Source organism: Bdellovibrionales bacterium (genome assembly GCA_016716765.1).
Classification (GTDB): Bacteria; Bdellovibrionota; Bdellovibrionia; order Bdellovibrionales; family UBA1609; genus JADJVA01.
Genome location: JADJVA010000011.1, coordinates 22,680 through 48,209 on the forward strand (window position 1 = coordinate 22,680; position 25,530 = coordinate 48,209).

Annotated in this window: 27 protein-coding genes and 1 pseudogene; 4 read left to right on the forward strand and 24 right to left on the reverse strand. The window is 44.0% G+C overall.

Annotated features, from left to right (window positions below):
• Window positions 1-312 precede the first annotated feature (312 nt).
• Together IPL83_07325 and IPL83_07330 are read left to right on the forward strand one after the other, a co-directional pair.
• Entirely contained in the window at window positions 313-462 is a 150-nt protein-coding gene (locus IPL83_07325) for a transposase (protein MBK9038956.1), read from the forward strand.
• Between the two features lie 18 nt (window positions 463-480).
• A complete protein-coding gene (locus tag IPL83_07330; protein MBK9038957.1) occupies window positions 481-1,269 on the forward strand; it encodes a transposase in 789 nt (262 codons plus the stop codon).
• A gap of 345 nt (window positions 1,270-1,614) precedes the next feature.
• On the opposite strand, the gene IPL83_07335 is transcribed toward IPL83_07330, so the two are convergent.
• From IPL83_07335 to IPL83_07435, 21 genes and pseudogenes are all read right to left on the reverse strand, one after another.
• A complete protein-coding gene (locus IPL83_07335; GenBank protein MBK9038958.1) occupies window positions 1,615-2,496 on the reverse strand; it encodes a hypothetical protein in 882 nt (293 codons plus the stop codon).
• Window positions 2,497-2,873: 377 nt separating this feature from the next.
• On the reverse strand, window positions 2,874-3,140 hold the full coding sequence (locus tag IPL83_07340; protein ID MBK9038959.1) for a hypothetical protein: 267 nt from the start codon (window positions 3,138-3,140) through the stop codon (window positions 2,874-2,876).
• Complete coding sequence (locus IPL83_07345; protein ID MBK9038960.1) at window positions 3,103-3,417, reverse strand: BrnT family toxin; 315 nt, start codon at window positions 3,415-3,417, stop codon at window positions 3,103-3,105. The genes IPL83_07340 and IPL83_07345 overlap by 38 nt, the downstream gene beginning before the upstream one ends.
• 148 nt (window positions 3,418-3,565) lie before the next feature.
• Window positions 3,566-4,387 (reverse strand): hypothetical protein, encoded by an 822-nt coding sequence (locus IPL83_07350; GenBank protein MBK9038961.1) that lies wholly within the window; start codon window positions 4,385-4,387, stop codon window positions 3,566-3,568.
• A gap of 60 nt (window positions 4,388-4,447) precedes the next feature.
• The gene (locus IPL83_07355) at window positions 4,448-6,391 is read right to left on the reverse strand and encodes a hypothetical protein (protein ID MBK9038962.1); all 1,944 of its coding nucleotides are present in this window, start codon (window positions 6,389-6,391) and stop codon (window positions 4,448-4,450) included.
• Between the two features lie 7 nt (window positions 6,392-6,398).
• Window positions 6,399-7,274, reverse strand: coding sequence for a ParA family protein (locus tag IPL83_07360; GenBank protein ID MBK9038963.1), 876 nt, complete (start codon window positions 7,272-7,274; stop codon window positions 6,399-6,401).
• A gap of 127 nt (window positions 7,275-7,401) precedes the next feature.
• Window positions 7,402-8,517, reverse strand: a complete 1,116-nt coding sequence (locus IPL83_07365; protein MBK9038964.1) for a TraM recognition domain-containing protein — start codon at window positions 8,515-8,517, stop codon at window positions 7,402-7,404.
• Window positions 8,448-8,633, reverse strand: a pseudogene (locus IPL83_07370) (ATP-binding cassette domain-containing protein). The gene IPL83_07365 and the pseudogene IPL83_07370 overlap by 70 nt, the downstream one beginning before the upstream one ends.
• On the reverse strand, window positions 8,618-9,370 hold the full coding sequence (locus IPL83_07375; protein MBK9038965.1) for a hypothetical protein: 753 nt from the start codon (window positions 9,368-9,370) through the stop codon (window positions 8,618-8,620). The pseudogene IPL83_07370 and the gene IPL83_07375 overlap by 16 nt, the downstream one beginning before the upstream one ends.
• Before the next feature lie 84 nt (window positions 9,371-9,454).
• Window positions 9,455-10,195 carry a hypothetical protein gene (locus IPL83_07380; GenBank protein ID MBK9038966.1) on the reverse strand — a complete coding sequence of 247 codons (741 nt, stop codon included), beginning with the start codon at window positions 10,193-10,195 and terminating at the stop codon, window positions 9,455-9,457.
• Window positions 10,192-10,734 carry a hypothetical protein gene (locus IPL83_07385; protein MBK9038967.1) on the reverse strand — a complete coding sequence of 181 codons (543 nt, stop codon included), beginning with the start codon at window positions 10,732-10,734 and terminating at the stop codon, window positions 10,192-10,194. The genes IPL83_07380 and IPL83_07385 overlap by 4 nt, the downstream gene beginning before the upstream one ends.
• Before the next feature lie 2 nt (window positions 10,735-10,736).
• Window positions 10,737-11,057 carry a hypothetical protein gene (locus IPL83_07390; GenBank protein ID MBK9038968.1) on the reverse strand — a complete coding sequence of 107 codons (321 nt, stop codon included), beginning with the start codon at window positions 11,055-11,057 and terminating at the stop codon, window positions 10,737-10,739.
• Between the two features lie 27 nt (window positions 11,058-11,084).
• Window positions 11,085-11,981: a hypothetical protein gene (locus IPL83_07395; GenBank protein ID MBK9038969.1), complete on the reverse strand. Its 897-nt coding sequence runs from the start codon at window positions 11,979-11,981 to the stop codon at window positions 11,085-11,087.
• The gene (locus IPL83_07400; GenBank protein MBK9038970.1) at window positions 11,978-12,631 is read right to left on the reverse strand and encodes a hypothetical protein; all 654 of its coding nucleotides are present in this window, start codon (window positions 12,629-12,631) and stop codon (window positions 11,978-11,980) included. The genes IPL83_07395 and IPL83_07400 overlap by 4 nt, the downstream gene beginning before the upstream one ends.
• Complete coding sequence (locus IPL83_07405; protein MBK9038971.1) at window positions 12,628-13,179, reverse strand: hypothetical protein; 552 nt, start codon at window positions 13,177-13,179, stop codon at window positions 12,628-12,630. Before IPL83_07405 ends, IPL83_07400 begins: the two co-directional genes overlap by 4 nt.
• Before the next feature lie 41 nt (window positions 13,180-13,220).
• Complete coding sequence (locus IPL83_07410) at window positions 13,221-14,558, reverse strand: hypothetical protein (protein MBK9038972.1); 1,338 nt, start codon at window positions 14,556-14,558, stop codon at window positions 13,221-13,223.
• Entirely contained in the window at window positions 14,555-15,085 is a 531-nt protein-coding gene (locus tag IPL83_07415) for a hypothetical protein (GenBank protein ID MBK9038973.1), read from the reverse strand. The genes IPL83_07410 and IPL83_07415 overlap by 4 nt, the downstream gene beginning before the upstream one ends.
• 430 nt (window positions 15,086-15,515) lie before the next feature.
• Window positions 15,516-17,405 carry a hypothetical protein gene (locus tag IPL83_07420; GenBank protein ID MBK9038974.1) on the reverse strand — a complete coding sequence of 630 codons (1,890 nt, stop codon included), beginning with the start codon at window positions 17,403-17,405 and terminating at the stop codon, window positions 15,516-15,518.
• A gap of 250 nt (window positions 17,406-17,655) precedes the next feature.
• Window positions 17,656-17,988, reverse strand: coding sequence for a hypothetical protein (locus IPL83_07425; GenBank protein MBK9038975.1), 333 nt, complete (start codon window positions 17,986-17,988; stop codon window positions 17,656-17,658).
• 61 nt (window positions 17,989-18,049) lie between these two features.
• Window positions 18,050-18,535: a hypothetical protein gene (locus IPL83_07430; protein MBK9038976.1), complete on the reverse strand. Its 486-nt coding sequence runs from the start codon at window positions 18,533-18,535 to the stop codon at window positions 18,050-18,052.
• A gap of 118 nt (window positions 18,536-18,653) precedes the next feature.
• Window positions 18,654-19,964, reverse strand: coding sequence for a hypothetical protein (locus IPL83_07435; GenBank protein MBK9038977.1), 1,311 nt, complete (start codon window positions 19,962-19,964; stop codon window positions 18,654-18,656).
• A 426-nt stretch (window positions 19,965-20,390) separates the two neighbouring features.
• Between IPL83_07435 and IPL83_07440 the strand changes: the two genes are divergently transcribed.
• Together IPL83_07440 and IPL83_07445 are read left to right on the forward strand one after the other, a co-directional pair.
• Window positions 20,391-21,170, forward strand: a complete 780-nt coding sequence (locus IPL83_07440) for a hypothetical protein (GenBank protein MBK9038978.1) — start codon at window positions 20,391-20,393, stop codon at window positions 21,168-21,170.
• On the forward strand, window positions 21,157-21,456 hold the full coding sequence (locus IPL83_07445) for a hypothetical protein (GenBank protein MBK9038979.1): 300 nt from the start codon (window positions 21,157-21,159) through the stop codon (window positions 21,454-21,456). The genes IPL83_07440 and IPL83_07445 overlap by 14 nt, the downstream gene beginning before the upstream one ends.
• A gap of 113 nt (window positions 21,457-21,569) precedes the next feature.
• On the opposite strand, the gene IPL83_07450 is transcribed toward IPL83_07445, so the two are convergent.
• The 3 genes from IPL83_07450 to IPL83_07460 all read right to left on the reverse strand — a co-directional run bounded on the left by IPL83_07450 (window position 21,570) and on the right by IPL83_07460 (window position 25,412).
• On the reverse strand, window positions 21,570-23,666 hold the full coding sequence (locus tag IPL83_07450) for a hypothetical protein (GenBank protein ID MBK9038980.1): 2,097 nt from the start codon (window positions 23,664-23,666) through the stop codon (window positions 21,570-21,572).
• Window positions 23,667-23,875: 209 nt separating this feature from the next.
• On the reverse strand, window positions 23,876-25,069 hold the full coding sequence (locus IPL83_07455; protein MBK9038981.1) for a hypothetical protein: 1,194 nt from the start codon (window positions 25,067-25,069) through the stop codon (window positions 23,876-23,878).
• A gap of 187 nt (window positions 25,070-25,256) precedes the next feature.
• The gene (locus tag IPL83_07460; protein ID MBK9038982.1) at window positions 25,257-25,412 is read right to left on the reverse strand and encodes a hypothetical protein; all 156 of its coding nucleotides are present in this window, start codon (window positions 25,410-25,412) and stop codon (window positions 25,257-25,259) included.
• Between the last annotated feature and the right edge of the window lie 118 nt (window positions 25,413-25,530).

The window sequence follows — 25,530 nt, forward strand, 5'->3', positions numbered from 1 at the left end:
ATTTTTAGCTTTGATTAAAGTGACATTCCGCAGTTGAACTCTCAGGCGAAGACCAATTAATAATCGCACTCAAATCCCTTTTCTTGAATCCCGGGTGTACACCTTTGGCACAATGAGAAGATCTCAATTGGGCATTCCCCGGCGGTTGGCCCTTAAAACTGTAGGCCTTGCATCTTGAGTCATGGTGCGTAATAACCCCCGGCAGAGTCCGGTAAAGGAGCACCAAATGAAGAAGAGATTTAGCGAGGAACAAATAATTTCTGCAGTAAAAAACTGGAGACGGGATCGCCAGCAAAAGAGGTGTCGCGCGAGATGGGCGTGACGATTCAGACTCTCTACCATTGGAAGAAGCGTTTTGGTGGTATGGACGTGACCGACGCCAGACGGCTGAAAGACCTGGAGATGGAGAATACGCGCCTAAAAGGATCGTGGCGGACCAGGCTCTCGACATCGTCATGTTGAAGGATGTGAACTCAAAAAGTGGTGAGGTCCAGCGACAAGAGAACGGAGGCCTCATACCTTGTTGAAAAATACGAGGTCTCCAAGGCTCGAACCAGCTGTCTGCTGGGCCTTCCCATCACCACCTTGTATTATAATCCAAAAGAGAATGGAGACCAGCCTCTGGCGTCGCGATTGTCGGAGCTAGCGACAGAGCATAGAAGGTTCGGTCACCCGCGGCTATTTGTTCTTCTCAAGAGGGAAATATCTGATCTCAACCACAAACGATCGCGTCGGATTTATCAAAAACTAAAGCTTCAGATTGGACGCAGGAAGAGAAAAAAGCTTGGATCCTGTCCCAGACTGCCGGCCACTCAAGCAATGGGACCCAATCAAATATGGGCTATTGACTTCATGTTCGACTTTATCGAGTCAGGAAGGCGCCTTAAAATTCTCACCATTGTCGATGAATTCGCAAAACTCTCCCCCGGAGTTCTGGTTGATCAATCCATTCGAGGAATTGACGTCACCGAATATCTCGACCACTTAGCCGGGGAAAAATACCCTCAGATCATCCGGGTCGATCAGGGTACGGAATTTACGTCGAGGGCGATGCTTGAGTGGGCCTATCGTCATGGCATTCAGCTGGAGTTTACAAAGGTAAGAAAAACCAACCAAATTGTCGAATCTTTCAATTCGAGAGTTCGTGACGAGTGCCTCAACGAGCACGTCTTTTTCTCTCGAAGATGCTCGAGAGAAAATCGACACCTGGCACTGGAGGTACAACAACATCAATCCACATTCAGCACTAGGAATGAAATCTCCAATTGAATTTGCAAAGGAACAGGAATCTATGTTAGCAAGCTAACGCCACATGACTCAGGTTACTCGACCTACAGAGTCTTGGGCCAACCGCCCCCCCACATCTTGGGTGACCCCTTATGACGTAATGCACTATTTTTGTCAATTCTTATAGTTGATGTAAGAAAACTGCCAGAATCTGACATTCTTTCTTGGAGAGAACTTCCCAGACGTAATGGTTATCGCAATGGAACATCGACTGAAGCCAAATTTCCCCCACTGGCCCCATTAGCTGTGCCTTTGCTTGAAAAAAACTCAATAAATGCCCCCAATATTCCATTGGGGACAACAATTGAACAAAAAGTATGAGCTATTTTATTCTGTCAATCGCATCCCGGGCTCATCAAGCAGATCGATTCTTGCCTTGATTTGAGCCATTAGCTCTTCATTTTTTCTTATTTTATCGACAGCCTTTGACAGACTAAATTCTCTCAGTTCAACCGAGATACTATAGGCTTTATTTTCTACTTCTGTATACCTCCGAGCAAATTCTTCAAATTTTACCCATTGGTCTTCATCAGACACAGGTCTGTCGATAACAATTTTCATGTCCTCTACTTCTTGCTGAATGATCGGTATGGTTCTGCTCAAAAGGTCTGCTATCTCTCTTTTATGCTCTTCTGTTGTAAACTTCAGGATAGCCAGGCTATCAGCCAACCATTCTCTTTCACCTTTCGCGCTAATATACAGGTTGCTGTTGTAATAATACCATTGGATGTCCTCAGATGAGGCCCTGTGCACAATCCTCTCTAAAAATTTCATTTCCTTTTCGACTTGGCTCACTGCTTCTTCAACGAAAAATCCAGAAAAGATGAATGCTTTTCTATCGGTGGGTCTTGAAGAAAACCACCCTGTCTTTTCAAATAAAGCATCAACAACAGTTCTACTGTGATCGGTTCCCCTGATTCTATTTCCTGAGATTGATCCACCTGCGCAATTGTAATCAGCGACCAACTCATTAAGGTGCGTTTTCATCTGCAATAAGAAATCTTGCTTATTCAAAAACACGATATTTGGGTTCTCTACCCGCTTCCTTCCTGGGCCAACCAAATCGGTGTCGATAACCCTTAAGACTAATTGAGAAAGGGAGGGATCATTATTTGCTTGTTCTAACCCATCATCAATTGGTGGACGTGTTGCCCACGCGGCAGTCGACACAAGAAAAAAAAACAAGATACCAAGAGTTTTTTGCGGCATATAATTCTCCTTAAGTAAAAACTTAGGGCTAACTACTCGTCGCATTATATAATGTCAAGCGTCAATCCTATGTTGATGTAAGAAAAGCCTAATAATCATACATGATTCTAAGCAGAATCCGAGGCTCCGAATACCCTCCCCGCCCGTTACGATTGTTACAATTTAGTCGGGTGAGCCAACACTCTCGGGGTAAGAGAAAACGTCAATTATTTGATTTATTTGGCTTATTTAAATTTCTCGAGGCCTCCTCCGTGGCTCTCAAATTTGAAAGCCCGATCCGTCACATGGGGGGGCAATTCTCTCTTCGTGTGGGTTGAACAGAGTTGGTACGAAGATGGGGCTGATGACCGAGGACGCGACACCTTGGTCCAACCGCCCTAAGATGCTTTCTCAAGATATTGGATTAAGGCCTCGCGAATGAGCCTTTGATATTTTGTGTTCTTCAATTCTGCAAGATCCTTAAGTCTCCTCAAAAGATCATCTGATATCCTAAACGTAACCGTCTTATCTTTAGGGACAAATTGGAAATAATGAGAGAACGGCTTCCAGTCTCCATTTCTGATGAGATCTGAAAAATCCCTCTCAACAGGGTCACTCTTCACTCTTTTATTTACCTTTGCTTTTTTTGCTTTTTTCTTTTTCATTTAATGCCTCTATTTCCTTTTTTTTCGCGTATCTGGCACTAATTACACGAATCATAAATCGACCTTCAATTATCCGAAGCGTAAACACCCCTACCAAATACCTGCCATCATAAAGACCGAAAGCTACGTACCTATCTTCGGCCTCGCTGTGTTTATTATCAGGTGTAACCAACGGATCACTCAGAAAAAATGCCTCGATCATGGATATCGACAGGCCGTGCTTCTGACACTTCTTTTCGTTATGCTGATCCCAGTTGAAATAGCTAATCTTCACCATGCTAAGTATAGCAATGTACATGCAAAATGTAAATACAAAATGTCAATTTATTATTTCCTGGTAAATTCAGATGTTTATATGACGAAAGGACCCCTCAGTTGAACCCTAATCTAGGGTTCAACTGATCTATTGAAAGATCGATCTCCCCTCATGCCGCCGCAAAATCCATCTCTCGTCTCCAGACCATGGTCCTGCGGCGAGACCGAAATTGCCGTTGAAATCCTGAACTCAACTGATGAACGAGAATGATATTGGAGATTTGAAATAGAAATCTCAAGACGACAAGAGAGATGGTATTGCTCTTTTGAGCTTGTTCGGGCCTTAAGCTTTGATTCATCTCATTGGCCTGAAGCTCCAGAAGACTCTTTCTGTGCTCGTTGTTCTCATTGGTCAGCTTGCGGGCCGCTGAAAGCCAGCCTTTTTGCATGAATACTTCAATTGCCAGATCATTTTTCATCATCGTGGATTTTAGACCGGATATCGTCTCTCTCAACACTTCGCCTTGAGCAATATTGCCCATCCCCTTCCCAATCACATTGGAAGAAAAGGACCAGGACGAGTAGAAAAAGAGAAGTGCCAGCACTGTTTTGACCAGAATTTGACTCAACAAGTTTGAGGGTTTGAGAAAGGCAAATACGATCAAGAGTCCTTCAACTAAAAGGGCTGCGAGAATGGATTGCTCAAGGTTTGAATTGTTTGACTGATAAAATTCAACCGCTTCACGGAGTAAAAAGTAAGTGATTCCAGCAATAAGGAGTATCTGGACCAGGAGGCCAAGAAATTCAAATTTGAAAGTTTGACTCCGAGGTTGACCGATTTGAGGACCTCGTTGAATTTCAAACAAGGAGAGTTGGGATTCAACAATTGAGGGTTGAATTTCAGTCTTTCGCTTGAGCCGATGTTCTCTGATTCGCTCTTTGTTGCGAAGGTAATATTCCGAATTGTATTGCTTTCTGCAAAACTGACCCACCTTGCCTCCTTCCATGAAAACTGGATCCCTTTGTCCCCTACCCGATCCGGGAGTAGTTTTTTAAGATTTAGAGAGTCCCTCAACAATCTTGGCCATCACGAGCCTCTCATGAGAAACACTGCCGATCTTGACCAGTCCGTTTTCGGGAACAAGGGAAAGCTTCTCCCTCTCTGTCATGTGAGAGGCGATCTCCTGAGCTTTAGCTGAGAGCTTGTCCTGAGCTTGGCGCTTTTCGAGATCCGCCATCTCACGCCTTCGCTTTTCGTTGTTTTCCACCTGGACCTTGAGCTCGTTGACCAGACCTTCAGAGATGTAGGCTCCAGAACGTCTGAGGATGCCCATCAGAAAGGCAAGCTTCGATCCACGGCTGCTGATCCCTCCGACTTCCAAATCGTAAGCAAAGGCCTCCAGCGACTCCTGAACCTCTGATGCTGATAAGGTACCCAGTTGGAAGAGCTGTTTGATCTGAGTTTGACCAAAACCGATGGCCTTCACATTCTCCGGTGTCTGAATCTGAAGCCAGTCTTCGGGGAGGTCCTGTCGCTTGGATTCAGGGCCGATAGTATTAGTAATATTCTTATTATTAATATCACTACTACTACTAGAGGACGATGTTCCCTTATTAGTTCCCTTATTAGATCCCCAATTGCTCCCTAATTGATCCCTATTTGTAACGTTGAAGTCATCAGTCCTTTGAAGCTCCCTGTCCAACAGCATCTTTTGATACAATTCTTTTCCGATAGAGAATTGTGTGAAACCGCCTTTCCCCCTTTTCCCGCCACTTCTTAAGATGTATTGCTTTTTACAGAGTCTTTTCACAACCATTTTCAATACTTCTGCGTTCATATTGAGTTTAGAGGTGATTTCATCGAGTGTGATCGGTCCAGTGTCAAAGCTCCCCTGTGAAAGGCATTTTAAGAAAATATAATCAATAAAACGCCTTTCATTTCCAACAAGGAGGTGAATGGAGGAGGAGAACAAAAAGAGCTGTGATTGTTCCCCTATTGTTCCCTGATTTGTTCCCTTAATAAGCCCCTTGTTGTTATCTGATTGTTCCCCTATTGCTCCCTTAATGAAGACAGCCTGTTCCCTAATTGATCCCGTATCGTTCCCCAATTGTTCCCTAATACGGGAAGGATCAGAAGATATTGCTAGCTCCTGGTAGAAAGAAGATTCAGAATATATTGTTCCCTTAATGTTCCCTAATTCATTTTGATTTTCTTCTGATTTAGATTCCATCGCCTTCAAAAGATGTTCCCTAATTGCTCCCTTATTGGTGAAATTAGGAGGGTCTATTTTAACGGCACAAAATACTTCATTCGATTCCTCAGGATCACTCTCAAAAACGCAGGGAACTTGTTCCCTAATTGCTCCCCTTTTGTTACCTAAATCAGAGTCAAATTTGCTGTCATTATATGTAGGTATTTCGCTAACAATATCCTCTTTTGTTCCCTTATTGATCCCTAATTGTTCCCCAATATCAGTCGGCCGAAGGGGTGGCCTAAGAGACTGATCATTTTCTTCATCGTTTAAGTTCACATTACATGCATTATTGTTCCCTAATTGCTCCCCAATTGATCTAAATGAACCACTTTGCCCTAAATGACACGAACTAAAATCTGTTCCCTTATTGTTCCCTAAAATATTTCTAGCTCCAAAATCCTCTAAATTGAAACTGCCCACGTCAGTGGCAGCAATGGCGTCTTCACTCAACAGTGGATCGTTTAGAGCGTTATGGGCCATTTCAATTATGTCGCCTATGGGAAATTTTTCGCGAAGTTCAGAATTCTTTGAATTATTAGGTTGGTCTTTAATTCCTATACCAAGATGTTGCTTTTCGGCTTTATCATAATTTTCCCTAATTTTCCGCTGTTCTTCAGTTGAAAGTTTGCTCTTAGCCTCAACAAAAAAATTTGATGACTCGGATTCAAATTCTTCAAATACATCCAGCGCAGAGACCTTATTTTTAGTGCTTCGCTTTCGAAGTTTTCGCTTATTTTTCATTTAATCCTCAAACATCCACTTCAGAGAAACGTCGAGTTTCTCGGTTGAAGTGGGCGATCGGGTCGCGACGCTTGATCTTTTCAATTTGTTCAATTATCTCTCGAGCCAACATTCCATAATCTTCTGATGCATTCGATTTTGGAAATGCCTCAGAGAGTAGTTTCCTTTTTACCTGAGCAGTTCTCACTTTGGAATCCACTCTTATTGGATCAAAAATCACACCGCCATTTAACAAATCAGACTGCTCAAGTCTTTCGAGGTCCTCAATTATATCTAGATCAATGTTTCGTCTTTGATCTACCTGAGTCGGAACTACTCCCAGAACTGACCCAATTGGATTCGGTCTGGCTTTCTTTTTCTCTTCGTCCTCGTAACTTTGTAAGAGATTAATAAGATTTTTTACGCCAACCAGGCTAAGCAAATCTGGCGTTGCTGGTATCAGAACATAATCGACGAAGGTTGCAATGTTAGTGGTTATCAGGGAAAGAGACGGGGGCGAATCAACCAAAATAAAATCAAATCCTTCAAGATTCTCAAATCTTTTTCGCATCAAATATTCTGATTCAGGTACAGTTCTGAACTCCGTAGCGAAATCAGCTAGCGCTCTTCCCCCGGAGATCATAACACTTAGGTTAGGGCGAACTTCATGGAAAAGTTTTGAAGGATCAAGTCCCTCTCTTAAAACAGCAGACAACCCGCCTTCCGAGTCCTTAATCTTCAACCGAAAAATAGTTTTAATGTTTGACTGGTCATCAGCATCGATTATCAAAGCTTTGGAATTTGGATACAAATTAAGCAGCGCATCAGCGAGACAAACAGTCGTTGTGGTTTTGCCTGCTCCACCTTTGTTTATTAGAACTCCTATTTTAATTGGTTTTTTCATTTTCGCTGCCCTTCCGTTTAATCTACTCTGTTAGAAAGTGAAAAATTTTTTGTATGCACTCAGTCGTTATAATACTTTAAAATTAAGGTTTTAGGTTTGTAAAGTTTTTTCTTGTTTGGTCCAGTTCTCATTTTTTTGATATCTCAGTTAGTTGTACCGATACATCCACCAACCGCGAAATCTTCAACACCTGTCCTTGTCCGAGCTGTCGGATTTGATTTGGGTGAACGACAAATTCCTCAGTGTCCCTGACTGACTTTTCACCGGTATTTTGATCCCAAAGTAGTCCTTGTTTATAACGCACCGTTGATTTTTGTATGCTTCGAGTTCCGGCCATGGAGGCAAAGTACTCGGCGTCATCGGGGCTGTCGGTTCCGAAAATCAGTTTGGTATTGCAGTTTCTTTCTAATTGATCACAAAAAGTGGGGGAGACTTTCATGAGATCCCCTCGGGATTGGTGGGCCACCATGATTCCAAGTTTTGCTCCTCTGGCTCTATTGAGAAGATCGATGAAATTGTCTGTGGCAAAGCTTGCGAATTCATCGACGATTAATAGACAGGGTTTTCGATCTTTTTCAGGGACCTCGTCATAGATTTGACCTACGGATCTGATGAGATCTTGAAGAACTAATTTTCCAAGTTGTGTGCAAGAGGCTTTGTCGGCCATGGAGTTGAGAAGAAAGTAGGTGATTTTGCCTTGTTTGATGGTCTCTTTCAGATCAATGGCTGAAGGGGAGAGAGATTCCTTTCCGATGAGTGGGCCGGCCGAGGATCTATATATATTGATAAGATCGGAGAGGAGTCCTGATACTTGCCGCAACCCGTCTTTTTCTCGTAGGGACTCAGCTCTATTTCTCAGAGTTTCTTTTGTTTCATTGTCCAAAAAATCGGAGACGGCCAAGGTTTCAAGTTCATCAGGATTAGAGAGATAGTGAGCCAAATCTGAGAGAGTGAAGGGAACACCTCCCTGATCTCTGATTTGACAAAGAGCTAAGAGAAGATCTGAGAGAGCTCGGGAGGCGGTTTTCTTATAATATTCTTCAGACCAATCGAGTGAGTTCATGATCTGAGAAAGAATTTCCTGAGGTGTGCCGTGTTTGATGGGATTGTAGGGTTTTGAAATTTTATGCTGAGTGAGACAGAAGAATTCGAGATTTTGCAATCGATCGGATCTTAGGGCTTCATTTCTAATCCATTGGATCGTATCAAAGTCGGCTTTGAGATCGACAAAGATGATGCCCATTTTTTTGGTATCAGACTTTTGAGAATGACCTGAATCAGGGTTGTTTTTCCAGCACCACTGCCACCGATGAGCTGAACATGATAATTGAGATTGGCCTTGGTTAAATAGACAGGCTCATTTTGTTTCCAATTTTATGACCGATCAGAATTTCGTCCTCAAGAGGGGTCCGATCCTCTGAAGCCTTAAGAATGGCTTTCGCCAAAACGGGAGACATGTGGAGAATGGAGACTCCTAAAAGTGGGAAAAGGAAATAGGGGAGAGCTGCGGCCTGAATCATGGGAGCGACGTCTGAGAATTGTTCAAAAACGCCTGACAAGATAAATAGACCTGAAACTCCTACCTTCAAAAAACTCTCCCTTTGAAGAGTGTCCAGCTTTAAGGACCTCAAGAAAACAGAATTGAGAAGTGGCTTTAAGAACTGAAAAAAAGCATCGGCCAAAGGGGCCATGAGGTTTTTCGACAGTGCCCCTCTCAAAAAGGTGTTGAGGAAGAGAAATCCAAATTGTGACAAAAGACCTATGAGAAAGATCTTGAACAAGTAGAGCTGGACATCAACTGTGGAGAAGGACTTCAATTTGAGGAATTTTTTGATCCATGTGAAAAATGGTCCTGTCTCAATCCAGTTGTTATAAGACGAGGCTCCCCAGTGGAAGAGATCTATTCCCCACTGATACTCAAAGATCCCCCAGTAGATGTGACCATGCGTTGGAAACCCAAAGATGAAAATCACGAGTGATAAGGGGACCATGAAGTTGGCAAAAAAGATGAAGCACTTTACCCGTATGGATTTTTGAAGTCCCCAGGCTCCAGTTAAAACCAGGCCAAAAAAAAGGCCTAAGAGAACCATGGGCAAGAGTTTGGCTACTTTTAAAGAAGAAGAACTCCACCCAAACTGCCTGAGACAATGAGAACTCCATTTTGATCGTTTTCATTCATCCTATTTTTTGAGGACATGCTGAAGCTCCCTTTGATTAAAAATCTCCCCTATCCACTGAACCTCAGATTTGAGTCCCTGAGTCATTGTCTTGTAGCTCTCTGCAACAATTTGAGAGGTGCAGACGATGTGAAGTTGATGGTAGTGAGCGGGGAGGTAGGTCAATAGCCCCTTGATTTGCGAGACTCTGGTTTTTCTCTGAGAGGGAGATTTTGGATAGTGCTCCATTTCAAAGATCACGTTTTTTTCGGATGAGTTTGAGTAGACGCCGTCAGGGATAAAGACCTTCATTTTACTCATCAAGGTCATTCTCTGAATAGGAAGGTCTTCGCTGATGAGCCGTCTTTCGGATCTCCAAAAACTGGCTATCGAGAGTTGTTCGAGTTTCACTCTGGTCCAGGCGACAAGGGATGAGTGATTTACATTGAATGAAAATTGAGCTGTTGGTTTGAGCTGGCGGACTTCCGGTCGGTACCACTTAAGAGCTGAGACCCCGATGGGCGTTGTTCGATAGAAGAGATTTTTCTTTCCAAAAACAATGGCTTCGATAAGTCCATTAGTTCTGAGGCGATTGATGCGAGTTCTTGAATTTTTGAGTTTCGTCTCCCAGCAGTCCTGTCCCCAGAAGGCAAAGGCCAAAGGCTCAACTCCCAGGGGCCCCATTTCATTTAAGAACTCAAGCAGATGAAGATCTCTTTTTGTCAGCGACATGGGCTCTTTAAAAAATCTCTCTGGCGACTTCATGTTTTCTCCCGTGTTTCATTTCCTATATTGGCTTCAAAAATAATCTTCATTTCTCTGACCCCACCCCCTGTTATTATTCCAATCTTTTGGACCTTTCCGAATGGCTCGGGCGTTCTCAAGACCACCCGACCCCAATTACTCGTTGGGGGTGGGTGGTCTTGAGATTGGCGAAAGCCAAAGTCCGAGCCAAGAACACATTTCAAATCAATAGGATATGGATTTGAGGGGGGAGTTTTAGGTTGGGTATTGCCCCGATATTTTTGAAGCTCAAAAACCCAACCTAAAACCCAAGGATAAACGTGAGGAGAGCCAAAGATTCTTTGAAAAGGAGCTTGGATTTTTCTCGCTACATTGGCACTCGTTTGCTCAAAATCTACGACAACAAGTTCTTCCTTTTTTTGCGGCTTCAGCTTCAACTGACTTTGACTCTCTCTCGGGTGTACCGCGACCGGAACCGTTCGTCGGGGGTGGCGCGATATACCCACACCCCAACGGTACAAGTCGCGGTGTGGGTAAGAAAAAGAGTACTCAAATTTCATAATCACTCGCCGTGTTTTCTTAAGATAATTTCTGGAGCATTGTGGTGGTCTTTGTTTTCTATCAATCTCGATCTGGGAGGAGAGGACTTCACCAATCCCAGAAGTTTTCCTCTGACCTCGGGATCTGAAATGGCCTTGCCGATCAAAAAGGATTCCTCGGCATAACGGTTAATGAGATTCCACCAGGCCTCATCTTTTTCTCTTAAAATAAGATGAGAGATAACTTTGGTCCAATCAGAGCTCCTCAGTCCCATGCCTTTTGCATGCTCCTTGAAGGACTTGATTCGACTTGCAGCTTCGGAATTTATTTTGATGACGGACATTTTCGACTCCTCTTGTTAATTGTTTGGTTAATTTTCGATGGCAGGGGCAAGAACGAGAACTTTGATTTCAAAGGGACCTTTTAGTTCTGAGAACTCAGGAAACTTTTTAAGCTTTTCTCGAAACCTCTCAGCTGAGCTCATGGCACTTTGGCTGAGCGCTTTTTTTGTTGAGGAGTTAATGGAGGTGTCCTCAATGGTTCCCCCAAAGGGAGTCAGATATTTTGGAACCTGAGCGTCAAAGTAGGCCGCCATAAAAGTTGAGATAAAGTCGCCCGCAAAATACTTGGCTTCTTTTGAATGATGAATGCCCTCAAAGCCAGGTGTGCCGAGCTCTGTTAAGGCCGTACCTTTGAAGGAAAAAGCTTGGGCCTTGGATCTGGGAGAGAGCATTTCAAAATCAATGAACACTCGATTTGAGTTGGGCTCAAGACGGGAGAAGCCAACGAGTCTTGATTGGGTTAGGTGGCCTGAGGTAATCCGGGCCACAACCGGAGCTTTTTCATCGGGGAAAGCAATGACGGAGTGCTCAACTTGAGCCGATAAAATATCCCCAGGCCTTATAGTTTTGAGAGTCTCCTTTACTGAGTCCATGGGAACAACAATGGAACTCTCAGTGTCTTTTGATTTTTGGGAATTTATTGCCAAATAATATTGGGGAAGATTGGATCTGACACCTTGATAAGGGGCAGCTTTCGTTTTGACTTCGATCTTGGCTCGGCTCTTCTTGGTATTGGGACCCGTGGTTTCAGTAACTGAAGGCATCTTTCCTTTTGAAGAGGGATTTTCAATTGTCTCGAAATCATCGACAGATTCCTTAACTGATTCTGGCTCATTGAGTAAAGAATGCCCGTCGAGGATGTGATCTGAGGCCAAGCAGTTGAGCTGAAAGTAGTGATTGAGAATCAGAAATAGAATTAGCTTCATTTTTTGTCTCCCGAATCTGGAGCTTCGACCTGGGTGGGGGCGGGGGGCCGAGTCTTGGGGTTTGATGAGGTATCAGTTGAGGGCGGATTCGAAGGGATGCGGTCTATTCTCTTTGCAGTTCTTTTTAAGATCTCAATAAGAGAGGGAGTTTTTGGGAAATCTTTCTGGTTCTGACTTTGGAGAGGACTTTCTTTTGGACTCTCCTTAAGGTATGCGGAGCTTTTCCCTGTCTGATCGGAGACTGTTTCGGTGAAGGTGGGTCCTTTGACCGCTCCCAGAATTTTGATCACATCTTGATGAAGTTTTTGGTTTGCAATGACGTCAAAGACAAAAAGCCCATGGGAGCATCGAACGATCAAGTTGGTCGGATCAACCAAATTTGTCCTGGCTGATAAGACGAGTTCAGATTTTAGAGTTTTTGAGACCTGAACTTCAAGGCTTGATTTTAACCCCACCTTGGCTTCATCAATATCGCAGGGAAATTGAATGACACTGGAGAGCCCGGGCTTGATGTAGATCAGGCCTACTTGAGAGCGATCGAAGAACTGAGATGATATCCGGGTTTGGGCCCTAGTGAAAAAACAGGGAAAAAAGCCTACAAAAACACTCAAAGTACACACTAAAAAGCAGGGAAAAAGGGCCATAATCATAGTTTTTCCTCCCGAAGTTCTGTGATCTCCATGCCCCAGGGGTTGCCTTCAGTCCTCTCGATTCGCTGGAGCTTGAGAATTACTTTCACCTGAAAGCTCTCGGTCTGAAGGCGGGATTTTTGCTCTATTTGCAAAAGAGCTTGAAAGTGCTCCTTATCGACTTGGTTGAGACCTCGAAGTCTTGAGCTTTGCACAAGGCCTGATTTTTCAACGGCCAATTTTAACCTCTGGATATTTTCTCCCTCACTTTTCCAAAGACTCTCAGACATGAGATTTGTGGCCTCGCCCACGTTTTGATTGAAATCGAGTGGGGTGAAGTTGTAGGCCTTTGAGAAATAGTGCTTCAAGAAAGAAGTGAGCTCTGTCTTAAAGAGAGGATCGTCTTGGCTTGTGATGATTCTGGTGCCGTTGGCATCAATACCGATCAGGAGGGTTTTGCCCTGATTTTTGACTGCTTGAAAAGTCGCAAAGCAAGCCCAAGATGTGAGGGCTAAAAAGAGAAGGCTTTTCAGAATTTGTGGCTTTAGTATTTCAAATGCCAATTTCATAGGGAAACTCCAGAGGTCTTAAAGATTGGAACGTTCATTTTTCACTCCCCCCTTTGCGAGCGATCAATAAAAGTCGTATTTTGCCTCGCCTGTCTTTTCTGAGACGAAGAATAAGACCCCCTTCTCAAACCCTGTTGTTCTCTTGCACTCCCACTTGGATTGCTGGAATTTCCATTTCCATTTCCATTTCCATTTCCATTGGGTGAGGTATTTGGAGTTTTAAGTCTTTGAGAGGACAATCCAAGACGAGCTGTGTTCAGTTTCGAAGGGCTGAAATATTTTTGGCTAGACCCATCCGAATGGGAGAGATTTTGGCCAAGTGAAGTTCTAGCTGTAGATTTGTTTCGAAAAGGACCTGTCAAACTTCCTTGGTTTGACAGGTTAAAGGGGAGAGCTCCTGAGCCATTTTTTGAGTCTTGGGATTTATGAGCCATCAGGTCTGTGTTCTTAGAATTTCTCATTCCAGACTTTCCGCTTAGTCTATGCGTGATTTGAGCCTGATGATCCCTGGAGCTTTCTTGAAAGGAAGAGCCCCTTGAGGAGGCAAAGGGCTGAAGCAGGGGACTTCGATTTCTTAAACCAATGGAGCTGTTTAATTGGGCCTGTCCTTTTCTCTGCGACTGTTGAGGTAAATATCGAGGAGGAGTCAAGCCGTGGACAAATCCTCCGGCAATTCGTCTTCCCACCTCTTTTCCTCCGGAGAGAGCACTTAAGGCTGAGCCTCCAAACGTCGAATGAAGAAGGAGCTTACAAAATGAGAGAGGGCCTAAGAGTTTGAACAGCTCGATTAAGAGATCAATGGACCAGGAGAAAATCTGACTTTCAGATTTTAATCCATTTTGGAGTAGCGTTCCTCCCACTCGGTCAAAGACTGAAAATAAGAGGGGCCAAGAGGAACCGATAAGAATGAGAAAGAAAAAGATCTTGATGAGCGAGTGCATGGATAAAACTGTGCCGAAGAGAAAGACAATGGGAGCCAAAGCCGACATAAAGATGAGTGCAATAATAAAAAGGCACTGAGCTAGGTAATAAATAACAGAGGTGATAAGCCCTAGAGTTTTTCGAACGACAGAGAGGCCGGGAGTTGAAGTGGGGTCTTTTTGAGAGAGCAGAAGTCTTTGAGTTTTTTGTTGAGTAATGTCGCCTTCAATGGCTCTTGAAAAATCAAAAGTCAGAGAGAGGAGATATTCATAGGAGAGAAGAAGGGCCAGAAAGAGGGCGGCTCCCTTGAGAAGCTCTCCATACTCTCTTGAGTTGGCGGCCGTCATATTGAGATAGAGGAGTCTTAAGGAGAAGAGTACTGGAAAGATCAGAATGATATAGCTCTTGGTTTCTCGAAAGACCTCGCCACTCATTTTTTGGGTGAATTCAAAGCTCATGGATGAACCCCCCGCCTTTTGATAAACTCCTGCGTCATCAGTTCATCAAAACTCCTCGATTCGATCTCGGATCTTCTCATTTGAAGTTTTAACTCGGTCAAAATCTCAGTCTGAACAGCGAGCGAGGATCTTTGAAGTTTGAGCTGTTCTTGAAGAGTAAAAGCGCTCTCTGATTGGGCATAGGCCGAGGCAGCTTTTGGAAAATTGGCCAGTGTCAGGAACAGACGCTTTACTCTCTTCAAGTATTCACTCGAAGATCTGATACTGTCGGTTAAAGTCATTTTTGAGAGCCTTGGAGTTTTCATCAGGGCTTCGATTTCGTTTTTGGCCCAAACTGCTGTTTGAGTTTTTCCCTCGATTTTGTCCAGAGAAGCTGAGAGCTCACTGATGGATCGATCCAGTTCGGAGAGGTGCGAGGAATCCCTCTCCGAGGAGTTGTTGTCCACGGTCTTAAGTAGTTCATGGGTGGCATCGACGAGAGCCGAGGCCTCGGCTACTTTTTCAGCAGAATCGACAATGGTGTCCAAAAAGGCTTGAGCCCTTGAGGGAGACAAAAGCCAGGAGATACACAGTAGTAGTAGTGAAATAAGAGTTCGAGAGGGATTGGGGCTCATGAATCTTGAACCTTTCTATCGAAACTCAAGACTCTGATGGCTTCAAGACGTGTCAGCCTTGGAACTGTCTTCATTAGACTCTCGATCTTCTGGTTGTCTTCTCTTGTACTCGAGAATCTCCAATACTCCTCGGGGCTTAGGATAATGCGAAATATTCGGGAGCCAAATTTGTCCTGATACAAAACCTCTGAAAATCTCTTCTGCTCTCTCGTTAAATTCTCAAGACTCTCCATCTTATCCCTCGACAATTGAAATCTCTCCTGAAACTCTTTTCTCTCTCCATCAACGCTAAAGAGAAGTCGGTTGGGACTGTTCTCGATGATACCCTGATCATTTTGAACGATCAGATCCGTTGATTTTTGGCTGATGGCAATGAAGGATCCACCGAATTTTCTGACGTTAGCCGTTGAAAATTTAAAGAAGGGAAAGCAGCGCTTGATAAAAAGGGAGTCTCATCTGCGATAAAGACGAGTTTTTTGTCCTTTGATCTGATCATTTCAAGGTTAAATTGAGCCATGACGAGTGAAAATCCGCCCTGGCCAAAATCAGCGTCACTGGCCTGATGAATATCTGAAAAATTATAGTAGCGAAGGCGACAGTCATCTTGAGACGGATCTTGCTCGGGTCCGCTGATCAGAGCATTTTGATAGATACCACCTTTAGCCCATCGGTAGAGGAGAGATTTTCTCGGAAGATCTTTTGATTCCTTTAAAAACCCATCAATGGATAGAGTTTCATTGTCTTTTCTTTTGATCCCTTCGGCATAGAGAAATAGAGCTCTTTCCACCTGGGCTCTTAATTCCTTAGAGAGTGTCAGCTCTCCCTCTTCGGTCATGAGCACGTTGAGGAAATTTGATAGAACAGAAATTGAGGACTCATGAATGCCCTCTTTAAGACACAAAAAGGGATTCATGCCGGAGGGCTTGTCAAGGCTCAGCCGATACTCTTTCCCTTTTAAATTCTCGGTTTCCTTCGAGTGGCTTCCACCCACATCGACTTTGATAATATGAATTCGCGTGTCATGAAGAAGGGCTCTCGTGAGAAGATTGGTGAGTACACTTTTTCCACTGCCTGTTTTGCCACAGATAATCGTTGAGAAGGCGTCGTAGCGCTTATCAAACAAATCGATCGAGTCCAGACTGTGGTCTCTGCGGTGAAGAAAAAGACTGTGGCAATCTTTAAGATTTCTATCTTCATCGCGGATATTTTGAGATTTTTGATCGACTCTCCTTTTTCGAGCCCCAAGAAGCGGGAAATAGAGGCTTAAGATGTCTCCTCTTTCCTTGAAACTTAAGTGATGAGAGCTGCCTGGAAGAAGAGATTTAAAGCAATTAAAGCTTCCGAATGTCTCAAGGGCAAAAGCTCCCATGGGTTTCATAGCATGAATGACAATTTTTGAGTCCTCCCGAATTAACTCCTCAGAGACTCTTGGCAAAATCACGTAGAGCTCGTAATTAAAAAGAGACTCCCTCTCAAGGGCTACTTTTTCTAAAAGATCTTCGGAATCATAATACTTCTGAGCCGATATCTTATCCCCTCCGCTCAATCCTTGAGAGGATTTGCGACGGAGCAAGAGCTCAGAGAGACTTGAGGGCATTTTTCTGACCTTCAAGGATATTTGATAGGGCTCGGGGATTTGTTGTCTGAGACTGTGAAGGGAGTTTAAGTTTAGAGCCGTGGGTGTTGGCCCCTGAAACTTCACAATCCCAAAAATCTCGGGCGATATCTCAATGCCGGCTTTGAGTATTCTTAAAAGTTTCCCCTGAGTGCTAAGGACCGGAGGTTTTTTTAATGCTCGGCACTCAAGGCCTATCTCTTCTAAATGTTTGAGATTAAACCCATCCAAAAGGGAGAGGGCGTAGGATTCCTCAACTGAGGTGGATTTCTTTCTCAAGATGGTCTTGATCAATTGAGAGAATCCCCCGATTTGGGTCTCAAGACTTATTGTGATCTTTTCCCGTGAGAATCCGATCTCTGAGAGCTCCTCTCTTCTTGATGAGAGAGCCGTACTTGAAGAAGAGAAGGCCCATTGAGAGCTGAGATTAATTTTAAGAGTGATCCTTGGATCGAGTGAAAGGGCAAATTGAGTGAGATGACGGCTCACATCCTCCAGATCGTCTCGCTCGGGATCGATTCCATCCACTTCAAAGGCTGTTAAGAGGCTTAAGTTTTCAAAGACCCAGAAGCGATGACCTCTTAGATCGAAATGATGAGTCAGTTTTGGATAAATCACTTGAACCCTCCTGTTGAAGGCCCGGGAGAGGAAGTCCCGGACTGTGTGTCTTCGAAAGTTGAGTCTTAAGAAAACAAGAGAAAGAGAGCAGATCAAAAGGTGAAGAAGAGGAAGAAACTTTGCCGATTCAAATTGTTTAAAGACCAGAAGGCCAGATAGAAAGAGAAGGCCAAGGAAAATAAAGTCCACCTCACTCAGGCCAAAAAACAAAGACGAATTATTGAGGGAATAAGAGGGTTTTTGGATGGGTTTAGGCACCAAAAACACTCCTTAATAATTCAATAATGGCAGGTCCTCCAAAGGTGGCAGCAAGCCCTATGACTCCGCCAATGAGTATCTGCTTTCCCAAGAAAGGAGCCCCAAAGTGATAAAAAATAGCGCCGAGAGCAAAGGCAATCCCACTCGTTGCTTGTGCAAGACTTAAGAGACTTTGGTTGGCCATATTGGCCGCCTGACTGAGCCTACTTGCGTGGGCTGGATGAGAGAAAATTAAAATGAAAAGAGAAAGAGGAGAGAGCAGTTGAGTGAATAAAAATGCAGAGGTCTCATTTGTTTTGTCAATGTAGGTCTGATTATGTTTCATTTTTTTATTCCTTTCTAGAAATCTGTTTTGCTTGGAATGAATTCCCGCTTTTTTCCAGTCTTTATGGAGTTAAAGACGGTGGAATAAACTCGTACATCAGGTTGTAGTGGAGCCAAGTGTTAGGGTTGCCGGAGTCTTGAACCCATTGATCAACGGAGTATTTTCTCCACTCTCCAGGACTGATGAGTTTTCTCGCCTCATCCGGCAGCGATTTACTAAAAAGGCCTGAGCCTTGAGAGAGAAGTCTCGGGGCTTCTGATTTTTTGAACTTTATTAATTCAGCTTTAAGCGCTTCAGTCTCTATTTTTAAGTCTTGCGATGCCTTTTCATTGTCAAACAGGTAAAGACTTGCAATTGCGAAACCTGATGAGAGAAGAGCTGCCCAAAGGGCTCCATGGCTAAATTTGCTTTCATCCTTTGGTGCCGACATAGACCCAAAAGACCCTCCAACAATGGCTCCCACACCCATTGAAGACAACTGCGATTGTCTGTGAGTGGCACAGGAGTTCAAAAAAAGTCCCATCAAACAAATTCTCAGTGCTTTCATCTGGTTCTCCAAAAAGAAGGTCTAATGATTCGTCAGAAACACAATGAAATCTCGTCTCCTCAAGCACCTCTCTCTCGTTGAGAAAGAGAGAAGAGATTGAGGAGCATTTGAGATGGGCTTATTTTGAGGTCTTCGGAGTCCAAATCCCCATCAAATCAAAGTGAGAGAAAAGAGGCAGAGCTCTTTGATCAACAATTGTCATCGATGGGGCTTTGATATTCTGAGCTTTCAGATTGAGTCCAGATTCGCTCACAATGAACTTCAAGCTTTCAAGTTGTCTCCCTGTGAGGATGTCACCCTGATCGCGAACAAGCTTCTTCTCAGCACAAACTGTGTGACATATTATATCAGGCATTCCATCAATCCCCCTTCCGGTCCTATTCCTGCACTTCTCTTCTTCCCTGGCACATTCCTCGTGGCAAGTCGTAGCTCCCCTGAATGTTCTCATCGTGTCTTGAGGTCTTCCCTGATCAAAAAGAGAGAGAGTATTTGGATCTGATCCATAAAGCCCCACATACAGTGGTGTCTGGGGTCTTAAGTGAAAAGTGAGCTCCTTAGGGAATCCTTCACCCAAATGAACTCGGTCCATCGCAAACTGCAAGGACTCCTCATTGAGCGGAATCAACTCAAAAGGTCCTGGATTTTCGAAATTCAAATGTTGCTCGTCGACTGCGAAATTACATCCTAAATCTCGGTAAACCCTTTCATATATTTTAGTTTGTATCAGCCCCAAGCCTCTTTGTCCGAGGACAATCTCAACGGGATTTTCCTCAAATGAGGTGATCTGAAGGACTCTCAACAATGCAAATCTTTTATCTACGAGCTTAATTTCAGAAAACGAAAGACTTTCACTTTCCTTCGACAGACTTGAAAACTCCTCAGGCGTCAGGCTCTTTGATTCAATTCGACTTGGAGGTGTTGAGAGCGAGAATTTTAGGACTCTTGCCTCCTTCTCTTTTTGTCCATTGATCTGGATCCGCACCGAAGCCGTCCTTGATTCAGAGGGAGTAAAAATATTCTTTAGTCCATGAACATGAAATTCCAGATTGAGATTGGACTTCAAATCTGGTGTCAAACCCGCCACCACTTTGACGGCCGATAGAGGAAGCTCCGCCTCCGATTCCATGTATTTGATAAAGGCCCTAATCCCCCCCTCATGAATGGAGGAGTCGGGGATATTGGAAAGAGTTAGCACCATTTCGTCAGGCACAAGATATGGAAGTGAGAAGTTCTCACCAGAAAGCTCCATTTGAGATAGGGCTTTGACTTCATTGAGTCTCATCTCTCCATGAAGTGTTTCATCAATTTTTAAGGAGAGGCTCAAAGCCTCGCTTTTAGCCGGAGATGGAGCCTTTGAATGGTCATTATTTTTAAACGAACAAGCAAAGCACAGAAACGAGACAAGGAAAATATTCCAAAAAGAACGCATAACTCCCCCTTTTGCCCGAAAATCGAACAAGAAAACGAGCTCACCCTTGCGTTGAGAACCAAGACGGAATAACTTCCGATTGCTTTGTGTTGGAAGATATTTTCCGCACCGGCTCTCCCTGGCACTTTAGTTTCAGCTAAAGTTGTTAGGGCGAGCTTTTTTTTATTTAGTACCCACCATGAAAAAAACTCGAGCTTTTCACATTTACTCAAGCTTTACCCATGAAAACTTTGTTGAGACATCCAAATCAAAATATTCCTTTTGAATAAAGAAAAATCTTTGGCTAAACGAATTATGATCACCACGGTGATTTGATTCATTGAGCAATCAATAGGTTACACGTAGAAATGATCACCATGGTGATCATTTCTAGACTAAACGCATTAAAAAACGTGGATCGTTTGGATCTAGAAATCGGGGGGACTAATGAATTTATTGCCGGAAATTAGATTTAAAATTAACTCTTGGCTTGAAAGTGGGACCGGCCGATCATCAGCCATGCTTGCACGACTAGCGGGTCTGCCCTATTCAACCACTAGGCGTGTTGTTCAGGGAGAGTCCATTTCTACCTGCGTAAATCTCGCAAATATTTTAAGTGTCGTGCTTGAAAACAACGATGCTCATCTTCTTGGGTCTCTCCTAAAGGAGCAATTTCCAAATGAAACTTCTGTAATTGAGACCTTTATATCTAAAGGTCTCATTTCTGATGATTCCCGCCAAAAGCTCAACAGGTTCATTAATGACGATCCAATCTCATCAGTTATTTACGCTATATGTAATTCAGATATAGGAGTATCTGCTGATGAAATTGAAAATGAGTATGGACGAGCAGGAATGAGAGCCTTAGATAATTTGATTAATGCAGAGCTCGTCGAGCAAGCAGGTGGCAAATTTAAGACATCTACGGATAAAAAAGTAAACTTTACCGTTCAGTCGTTTAAAAACGCTTTGAAGGGACATGTTGACAACATGTTATTTGAAAACCTCGAGGAGAACTTAGCTTTTGGCTATATTCAGTGGGGAACCATTTCAAAGGAGGCATATTGTCAAGCGCTAGTGGCCTTAAAGAAAAATATGCAGGAGATTGAATCACTAATAACAAATAACCCTGGAAATATTCCTATTTATTTTCTATCGTTGGGCAACTCATACGTTGACCTAAAATCATTCACTGAACGGGAGAAGAGAAAAAATGAAAAAAATTAGTATATTGGTATTCCTATTTCTAACGACTCCCTCCTTGGCCGGTAATGGTTCGGGGGTAGGTGGAACCGGAGGGTTTCACACTCAACCCATTGAGAAAGATCAAGAGGACGGTTATTCTCGTGTGCAGTTTGTTGAACGTCACCAGGGAGAGACGACCTTCATTCTCAAAAGAGATGGTATTGAACATGTTTTTTCTCTACGGCCAGAGGAAATCGATCCTCAGATGATGAATCTCATTTTTAAATCAGAGCAAAACAGGGGAGAGCCCGTTTTTGTAGAAATTTAGATTTTTATCAAGAGCGAAAATGAATGGAGAGTGAATCTCTTCATTAGGATGATAATATCTCAGAACAGGGGTTCTCAGGAAATGAAAGCCCCTTTGTTTTTTAGGTGCTGACCTCACTGCCGTTTTTCACAGCCAATTAAGCGCCCTTGAAGGCACATGATTCGATAGCGACGGCTGATTGTCTCAAAGATATTTTGGTGAGCGCTGCCGATTTCAGGGTTTCTCTTCCATTCATTTGTTGCCGCAGGACTTCGCGAAGGGTCACCGTATTTTTTCCCTCCCGGCAGATATTGTTTTAGATCGAATTTATCAAAGGGATTGTCACTTCGCTTTCCGTTTTCAAGAACACCACTAAAGCTGGAATATCCCTCTCGAGATTCGGCTCCAAGAGGACTTGAAGTATAGCCTCCACCACCACCGATGCCCTTTAAAACGTCAGTATCATAGCCGGGGCCTCCATAGCCACCACCCCCTCCCGAGTAGGGCATAGCACTTCCTCCGCCGCCTCCGCCCCCGGCAAATCCTCCACCGTTATTGGGAATGGCATTGGCCCTTGCCTCTTCTCCCAATCCCTCACCAAAGATGGGAGCTTGCACTTGTGCATTCGTGTCGGTAACACTGAGGTCACTGCCGTCAGCCGCTCTGGTTCCAAATCCTGTGTTCTGAAATGAACTCCCACTTCCTGATCCGCTCCCGGTCGAGGCACTGCCTCCGCTTAATCCTGAACAAAGAGGATCGGATTGAGCATTGGGTCCTCGGCAATTAACACAGATTGGATTTGAAGCGTTGACGGGATCGTTACAGTCTCCGTTAAAAACAGGCTGCTGGTCAATGTTGGGAAATCCTGTCACTTGATTCGTGGCGGCTTGTTGGCAAAGATCGGCAAATCCACTCGCTGCAGCTGATTGAGCCGCTTGTCCTCCCATGGCCGCCACATTTGAGTTATAGCCCGTACACCGAGTGCCTCTTCCATCTGCATTGGCTTGAGCGGCTCTGTAATCACTGACCAAGCTCTCAGGGCACTTGGCACCTTTTCCACCGTTTGCCCTGAAGACCGTGTCCAATTGACTGCATTCGGTTAAAACTCTGCGGTACTTATTCGACACTTCCTGGCACTTATCTTCGCAAGTGCCCTTATCAGAAAAGCACTTTGCTCCCAAAGCCGTATTGGCTCCAGCCCCTCCGAGGGCTACAAGTTTCATAAACTCACAGCTCTTGGCAATTCCCGCAGAATCGCCTCCCGAAGCCCCACCCATGGAGACCATACCAGCGGCTCCAACTAAGAGTGTTCCCATGGCTGTTATCGAACTCGCACTCGGTCCATCAAGACCTGACACACACTTCACCGGATCATTGCAACAGGTATAGGCTTTTTTGTGAGCCTCTTCGCAGTAGGCTCTATCACTCTCAACTTCCGGTGCCTGAGGAAATCCCTGAATGGTATCATTCATTCCAACAGTGGAGTCTGATTCCGCTTGACCTGCATCTTCATTCGCTACTGTGCTCATCGGTCGTCCATCGGATCCGCACTGAGGCAGTCCATCTTGCTTTTGCGACTCTTTCATCCAACAAGACGGCTCCCCATTGTCATCGCACATGGCCTTGCCTTTGACTTGGCCTGAGTCAGCTGACCAGCAAGAGGCTGTTTGAGTTGAAGAGGATTCATCTTTCGATGAAGACTTGCTAGCTTTCTCTGAGTCCTTTGCATCTGCATCATCTTTTTGTCCTGAGGATTTGCCGGAGCCATTCTTCGTCGTGGTCCCTTTCTCTGATGGTTTCGTAGCAGGATCTGACCCCGAACCTCGTGGAGATTGTGAAGTCCTACTTCGAGGAGTTTGAGGGGTTTGGTTCGAGCCGCAGGTGGGATCGAAATCTAAGCATCCGGCAGATCCTCCGCCATCTTCTATTTTCTTGCTAGGCCGTGGAATCGCATTCCAATTAATTGGATCTGGAAAAGTATCAAAATCCCCTCCATAGGAGCGATTCTTCTCGAAATAGGCCAGATTTGCAGGAGTCAATCGAAAGGCGGGCAAAAAAGTACCGTCCGGATTTCTTGTTCCACAGTGTCCATACTTTTCAGTGATGCCAGCAGGGCAACTCAAGGCGTGAGACACTTTTGGAATCAAACAGGCAAAAACAGAGACAAGAGCGCAAACGACAAAACGGAACTTATCACCACCACTCAATCCAGAAGCCTTTGATATATTCAAAAAGTTCTCCACCACTCAGGGACTTCTGGCAGGATGAAGGTTCTTTACGGAAATTTGCCTGCTCTTAAATTTGATTTTACAGGTAAACTGATCCTGTATCAAAAATTATAAGAGAGAGTTTCATTTACGCCTAAGTGTTTGATATTTTGGATCTATCTCGTCTCAATTTGAGACTTAAACCAAGACCGTGATCTGAATCAAATTAATTGTTAAATGGATCTCGTTGCGTTACCATTTTGCTTCGGTTCACTTCGACCGAACTTCTTTCGAAAATTGATGAATTCCTCGTAAAAGGAATTTCCGTCAACCGCTAAATTTACGCGATTTTCAATGTGAAAATCGCCTTCCGTATCTGTAGCATTAGGAAGCAGCCTATTTCCGCCATGTACACCGGTAAATGTCAAAACTCCATGTTCATCACGTACTGCAAGTGCTGAACCAGAAGATCTATCGAGAGTATCGCCGTCATGAATCAAGACATTCTTGATCGCCGGTCCTAAATCCGAGTCAGGGTTTCTATAAATATTAAAAGGCTCACAGTTTTTGTAAAAAGGAGAGTCCTTGATTTTACCGTTCTCATCTCTCAGACTCACCATCTCAATTTTTTTCGAAAAGCGCGTATCATCGAGAGGCTTAAAGGCAAGAGGTTTGGGCCAGTGCTTTCGATCAACTGGTACTTTCTTCCCAATTTTTCCATTAGCATCCCTTTTTCCAACCGAAACCCCGACAGGCTCTTTCAGTTTTACAAAGGCATAATCCTTATGTCTGAGCTCTCTCGGATTCTGACTTCCGTACTGAATCGACTCAATTTCATAGCTTCTCCACTCATAAGCCACATCTGGATCTTTTCTTAATTCCTTTGGAATCCAGACTTTTGTTGAAAACTTGAAGCCTTTCCCATCACTGTACTTATCGATTTCACCGTCAATATGATTCAAAAATACATGAGCTGCCGTAATTACAATATCTCCGTCCATAACTAAGTGGCCAGTGCCTGTGCAAACTCCTCCGCCCTTAGCTCTACACTTGCGACTGTAGTCCCCGATTTCACCAACCCCAAACAAGGCCTTATCTTCTTCACTTGAATTTTCATCAAAGAAAAATGGGCAACGTCCGTCATTTCCCATAATCGCAGTTGGAATAAATCTTCCCAGCTGCTGGAGATTTTTGGCATTGGCTGGTGAATTCTCACAGCCCTTCACAAAGTCGGTCCTTTTGTGGTCCGAAAAAAACGGCTCTGGCTTTCCCGTCTTTGAATTGATTATCCAATCCCCGGGAGGCAACCCGGATTGCGCATAGGCCTTTGAAAATCCAAGCCCCAAACAAAAGGACTTCAAGCAAATCAATAGAGCCAAATAGTAAATGGGATCGACGCTCATTGTAGTTTTTATTTTGAAATTCATCTTCAATGTCACCTTAAAGCGTTTAAAGCTCGTTCATATCAGGTACTGACATCCTATGCTAATGCTGTGCCAATTCGAAACAAAGCCAGTCTGGGGCTTAGAATCCCCATCTGTCGGACTGTTCCCTGATTTGAGCACTCTTTCAAGAAATGCATCCCATTTGACTAATTCCTGATCACAACAAGTCTCAGGTGACATCCCCATCGTCTCCAGCTCGAATTTCATTGTCTCCAGCTCGAATTGTAACTCCCGATCGAATCCACAAGGCATTACGGCCTACCATCATGAGCCACCACCAAGAGCGATGGAAATTCAAATTCGCTAAATTCGATTGAGCATTCAAAAATCCTTCTTGTCTCCGTGTTCTCCTCCGTCCACCTGGTATCGATTTCAATTCATCAGCGAAATTGGCTTCAAAAAAAAAGAAGTGGAACTTTGATCGAAATCAATCTGATGTTGCA

Excerpts from the sequence above, each read along its gene's own strand:
- IPL83_07390 (MBK9038968.1), bottom strand. The coding sequence starts at position 11,057 with ATGTCCGTCATCAAAATAAATTCCGAAGCTGCAAGTCGAATCAAGTCC.
- IPL83_07335 (MBK9038958.1), bottom strand. The coding sequence starts at position 2,496 with ATGCCGCAAAAAACTCTTGGTATCTTGTTTTTTTTTCTTGTGTCGACT.
- IPL83_07360 (MBK9038963.1), bottom strand. The coding sequence starts at position 7,274 with ATGAAAAAACCAATTAAAATAGGAGTTCTAATAAACAAAGGTGGAGCA.
- IPL83_07395 (MBK9038969.1), bottom strand. The coding sequence starts at position 11,981 with ATGAAGCTAATTCTATTTCTGATTCTCAATCACTACTTTCAGCTCAAC.
- IPL83_07435 (MBK9038977.1), bottom strand. The coding sequence starts at position 19,964 with ATGCGTTCTTTTTGGAATATTTTCCTTGTCTCGTTTCTGTGCTTTGCT.
- IPL83_07345 (MBK9038960.1), bottom strand. The coding sequence starts at position 3,417 with ATGGTGAAGATTAGCTATTTCAACTGGGATCAGCATAACGAAAAGAAG.
- IPL83_07400 (MBK9038970.1), bottom strand. The coding sequence starts at position 12,631 with ATGATTATGGCCCTTTTTCCCTGCTTTTTAGTGTGTACTTTGAGTGTT.
- IPL83_07455 (MBK9038981.1), bottom strand. The coding sequence starts at position 25,069 with ATGAATTTCAAAATAAAAACTACAATGAGCGTCGATCCCATTTACTAT.
- IPL83_07355 (MBK9038962.1), bottom strand. The coding sequence starts at position 6,391 with ATGAAAAATAAGCGAAAACTTCGAAAGCGAAGCACTAAAAATAAGGTC.
- IPL83_07340 (MBK9038959.1), bottom strand. The coding sequence starts at position 3,140 with ATGAAAAAGAAAAAAGCAAAAAAAGCAAAGGTAAATAAAAGAGTGAAG.
- IPL83_07430 (MBK9038976.1), bottom strand. The coding sequence starts at position 18,535 with ATGAAAGCACTGAGAATTTGTTTGATGGGACTTTTTTTGAACTCCTGT.
- IPL83_07445 (MBK9038979.1), top strand. The coding sequence starts at position 21,157 with ATGAAAAAAATTAGTATATTGGTATTCCTATTTCTAACGACTCCCTCC.
- IPL83_07405 (MBK9038971.1), bottom strand. The coding sequence starts at position 13,179 with ATGAAATTGGCATTTGAAATACTAAAGCCACAAATTCTGAAAAGCCTT.
- IPL83_07365 (MBK9038964.1), bottom strand. The coding sequence starts at position 8,517 with ATGGGCATCATCTTTGTCGATCTCAAAGCCGACTTTGATACGATCCAA.
- IPL83_07385 (MBK9038967.1), bottom strand. The coding sequence starts at position 10,734 with ATGAAATTTGAGTACTCTTTTTCTTACCCACACCGCGACTTGTACCGT.
- IPL83_07410 (MBK9038972.1), bottom strand. The coding sequence starts at position 14,558 with ATGAGCTTTGAATTCACCCAAAAAATGAGTGGCGAGGTCTTTCGAGAA.
- IPL83_07325 (MBK9038956.1), top strand. The coding sequence starts at position 313 with ATGGGCGTGACGATTCAGACTCTCTACCATTGGAAGAAGCGTTTTGGT.
- IPL83_07440 (MBK9038978.1), top strand. The coding sequence starts at position 20,391 with ATGAATTTATTGCCGGAAATTAGATTTAAAATTAACTCTTGGCTTGAA.
- IPL83_07380 (MBK9038966.1), bottom strand. The coding sequence starts at position 10,195 with ATGAAGTCGCCAGAGAGATTTTTTAAAGAGCCCATGTCGCTGACAAAA.
- IPL83_07425 (MBK9038975.1), bottom strand. The coding sequence starts at position 17,988 with ATGAAACATAATCAGACCTACATTGACAAAACAAATGAGACCTCTGCA.